This is a genomic window from Nocardioides sp. CPCC 206348 (genome assembly GCF_048654705.1).
In the GTDB taxonomy this organism is placed as follows: Bacteria; Actinomycetota; Actinomycetes; order Propionibacteriales; family Nocardioidaceae; genus Nocardioides.
On record NZ_JBMCZA010000211.1, the window covers coordinates 167 to 1,223 of the forward strand.

Sequence of the window (1,057 nt, forward strand, 5' to 3'; positions counted from 1 at the left end):
CGGGTACTCCACCCTGGTGTCCGCTGCCGGGATCAGCGGCGTGGGTGGCGGGAACGGTCAGGTGCTGACCAACAACGGGGACGGCACCGTTGCCTGGAAGGCGCTGCCGGCCCCGCCGGTGGTGCCCGTCGTGATGCACGCGAGCATCAGCGACCTTGCAGTGGTGAAGTCCGGTGGGGTGACGGCCACGATGAACTTCCCCGGCGACTACCAGGTCACGTTCCCGCGGAATCTCGCCGGGTGCTCGATCACCGGCTCGACCGGCGCCTACCTCTCCGGGGGCGTGGCGCTGACGGGTGTCGTCTCCGTGAGCTTCAGCAACACCCAGGTCGCCTATGTCCAGATCCACAGGGGGTCCGACGGCAGCTTCGTCGGCAGCAACTTCCACCTGACCGCGATCTGCTGAGACGTGCGGCGCACCCTCCTGTCGAAACCGTCCTCCTGCGGGCGGCCGGTGGTCTAGCCTGCGTCGCGGGGAGGGTTCCTCGCGACCCTTGGAGTGACCTGTGTCCGTACGTTCTCGTTCCATGCCAACTGCCGGTCCGCGCCGGGTGCCCTTGATCGTCGGTGCACTGACATTGCTGTTGCTCGCCTTCGGCCTGACCGGCGCGACGGCGACGTCCGGTACGACGGGCGTGGCGATCACGCCGTTGACGCCGGTCAAGGTCATCACGGGTGCTGCGTCAGTGCAGCCCGGCAAGACGTATGTCTTCGTGGCGAGCGGCGGTACGACGACGGTGCCGACCAATGCGTTGGTGGTGGAGCTGGCGATCACGGTGAAGGGCACGAAGGCGGGGACGTTGTCGTTCGCTCCGTTGGGTGAGCCGGGCAATGGTTCGCCGACGGCGGTGGCGTGGGCTGCGGGCGGTTCGAGTGCCGGGACGGTGCGGGTCAATGTCGGCAACTCGAACAAGGTCGTGGTGACGAACTCGAGCCTTGCCGCGTTGACGCTGGGCGTGAAGATCACCGGGTACTCGACGTTGGTGTCTGCTGCCGGGATCAGCGGCGTGGGTGGCGGGGACGGTCAGGTGCTGACCAACCAGGGCAACGGCACCGT

Annotated in this window: 2 protein-coding genes; both read left to right on the plus strand. The window is 67.6% G+C overall.

Annotation, left to right across the window (positions count from 1 at the left end):
• Positions 1 to 406 (plus strand): hypothetical protein (locus tag ACOADB_RS21705; protein WP_378603452.1); only part of this gene is annotated, 406 nt, incomplete at its 5' end.
• 121 nt (positions 407 to 527) lie between these two features.
• Positions 528 to 1,057, plus strand: a 530-nt coding sequence (locus ACOADB_RS21710; RefSeq protein WP_378603455.1) for a hypothetical protein, incomplete at its 3' end; no start/stop codon positions are given.